Origin of the sequence: Psychrobacter sp. FME13 (genome assembly GCF_014861395.1) — a bacterium.
Classification (GTDB): Bacteria; Pseudomonadota; Gammaproteobacteria; order Pseudomonadales; family Moraxellaceae; genus Psychrobacter.
Window position 1 is genome coordinate 1 of sequence record NZ_RRYV01000235.1, and the last position, 2,968, is coordinate 2,968.

The following is a 2,968-nucleotide window of genomic DNA, read 5'->3' on the forward strand; positions in this document are numbered from 1 at the left end:
TGACGTTTGCAGTCCTTGCACTGGTAGTTCTGCTTGCCATAGCTTTTTTTGCCGTGTATCGAAAAACTGGGACTGTGACAGTCGGGGCAATTGATCTGTATTTGTGTCTTCATAACCTCAAATATATCATCTTGCTTCGGCTGTCACCCTTCTTTTATTACTCCAGCATACTTTTTGATACACCACCTATTCCTTTAAAGATCATATTTGTCATGACCAAAGCCCTGATGATTCAGACGAACGGTCATATAGGCGGAACATTGTTTCACTTGGTTATAATCAAGTAAAGAAAAAACTTGTCAAAGTTACACAACCACTCACAAAAAAACCCATCCTCAATATTTGAGAATGGGCTCTTTTTTTAGTCTTCATGAGACGATTACTATATTTATAGAACTGTTGATGCAAACTTCATAACGCCACTTATTTTAGAATAAAGTGTCACCATTTAGTCATTTAACTGGCTATATTAAAATTACTGTGCTGCTTCATCAACTTCAGCCACATCACCGGCTTCTAAATCGCCATCTGCTTGTTCAGCAGTCAAATCTGCATCAGCCACAGCGGCTTGGCTTACTGTACCAGACGCCGTTGCAGTACCAGACTCAGCAGTAGCGACGGTGCCATCGGTACTATCAGTTGGTGTGACTGTGGCATCTGCCGCAGTATCAGGTGCTTCAGCATCTGTGGCTTCAGTTGCAGTTTCTTCGGTTGCAGTTGCATCTTCAGTTACAGCAGCATCTTCAGCTACTGCACTTTCATCAGTCGCTGTTTCTGCTTCATCTGCAACGACTGCCGCCTCAGCATCTTCAGTCGCCTCAACAGTAATATGCTGACCTGCTGGGCGTAAAAAAGCTGAAACACCAATAAGTAAGACAATACCTAAAAACAAAGCAATGCCACCTAGAGCAAACAACAACTCTTTTTTTGGATTGTTATTAACGATACCTTCTGACATACCTTATCCACCTTGCACAAAATATTTGAAATATTGGCCTATTATATCGCAATTTTTACCGATGTGTTAAAACCCTTAAGTATTTAAAGGATTTATTATCGACGAGATTTTGCTAGACGCGTCTAATTACTTACTGTCACTACTGGTTATGCGTGTAGCTACTTGCCCAAACGTGCTCTGGTTGCCTCACGTTTACCCACATAACTGAGTAGTAGCAACAGCGCTATAATAAATAACATGGGATAGTTACCAAAGCTCATATAGGGTGTATTGCCAACTCGAGCCTGTACCTTACCTCTTAATACTGTGCGCTCAAACTGCGGCGCACGCTCAACGATACGGCCTTTATGATCAATAATTGCCGTGACGCCTGTATTGGTCGCACGCATGAACCAACGGCCATTTTCTAATGAACGCATTTGCACCATTTGCAGATGTTGTAACGGCCCTGCCGACTTACCAAACCAGGCATCGTTTGAGATGGTCAATAAAAAATCCGTATCAGCGGCATTTTTGCGAGTGGTATCAGGGTAAGCAACTTCATAACATATCGCTACTCCTAAGTTATGACCTCGTACATCTAGCGGTGACTGATCATCACTACCACTGCTATAACCGGAGATATCTTGACTACCTGCCAAATCAGGTAGGATATTTAACAATCCTTGAAAGGGAATATATTCGCCGAATGGTACCAAACGCTGCTTCTTATACAGTCCTTCTGCATCAGTGCCTAGCGCCATCACACTATTATAAATCGGTGGGTACTTATCAGTACTGGCATCAAAGGCCGCGTCGTCTATATAAGGTATACCAGTTACCCATGTCGTATCAGTTGCATTGGCAAGCTTGGTCATTTCATCGATAAAATCAGTCGCCGCTAACTGAGACATAGGAATCGACGACTCTGGCCACAGAATAAGATCACTGCCCCATTCCGTACTTGTGAGCGTTGCATAAATATTGAGCGTTTCTAATTGATATTCAGATAGCCATTTTACGTCTTGTGGGATATTACCTTGGATTAGAGACACAGATAAATCAGGCGTACCTTTTGGTTTTGTCCATTGTGGGTTTATCAACCATAAAGCGCTACTAATCACTAATAATGCGATCGATATCACCATGTAACCAGCACGGCGACGCAGCAGCTCCACTACACTAGCAGCCAATAACACAGCCACGAATGAGATGGAAAATACACCCGCAACTGGCGCTAATGACGATAACCAATACTGCTCCGTAAAGGCATAACCAACGAACAGCCACGGAAATCCAGTGAGTAGCCACGTTTTCAACCACTCTTGTAGTATCCAAATCGCCGCAAAAGACAACGGCTGACGGCCAACCATACGATTAAATACGAGCGCCAAAAAGCCATGAAACAGCCCCATACCAAGACCCATCAGCGCAATCATAATCAGCGCAAGCCATACTGGAATCGCACCATAAGTATGAATGGAGTTATAAAGCCAAAACGCACCAACACACCACAGCCCTGTACCATACGCCTGACCAATAAGAAATGCACGTTTGCCACTCATATCAGGCATTAATAGTGCGTATAAAATAGCAGGTGACACCAACGCTAACGGCCAAATACCATAAGGCGCAAGTGCAAATATAAAAATAGCACCTGCTAGCAAGGCAATTAATACAGTTAGTGCTGTCGGTAAGCCTTTTGGCTTCTCAGGATTCAGGCGTTTTTGCAAATCAACAGTAGACAGACGCATAACAGTTATCCAAAACTATATTTTCTAAAATAGTTAGCAGCAGCATTCAGGTTAAAACCAACGCTGAACCTGACTCTAATACCGTATGTAACAATCAAATACAGTATATAAAAATTAGGTGGTGTTCTAAAAAGTATGCTGGCATCAGACGTAGCCATAATTGATGTAAAAGAACACCATATCAAACACTTTGAAGTGATTATCGAGCTTCTTAGAGAAACAACAGGTTTTTCTAACCGCTCGTCTTAATCGGTGTCTAAGGCGACAGTTATTACCC

The 2,968-nt window shown here is 42.6% G+C and carries 3 protein-coding genes and 1 pseudogene; all 4 read right to left on the reverse strand.

Annotated features, from left to right (window positions below):
* On the reverse strand, positions 1–113 hold a 113-nt coding region (locus tag EI164_RS17540), incomplete at its 3' end, for a transposase (RefSeq protein WP_413038446.1).
* A 362-nt stretch (positions 114–475) separates the two neighbouring features.
* Positions 476–958, reverse strand: a complete 483-nt coding sequence (locus EI164_RS15390; RefSeq protein WP_192520835.1) for a hypothetical protein — start codon at positions 956–958, stop codon at positions 476–478.
* Positions 959–1,116: 158 nt separating this feature from the next.
* Entirely contained in the window at positions 1,117–2,691 is a 1,575-nt protein-coding gene (gene lnt, locus EI164_RS15395) for an apolipoprotein N-acyltransferase (protein ID WP_192520836.1), read from the reverse strand.
* A 144-nt stretch (positions 2,692–2,835) separates the two neighbouring features.
* Positions 2,836–2,968, reverse strand: a pseudogene (locus EI164_RS15400) (IS1 family transposase); the annotation flags it as partial.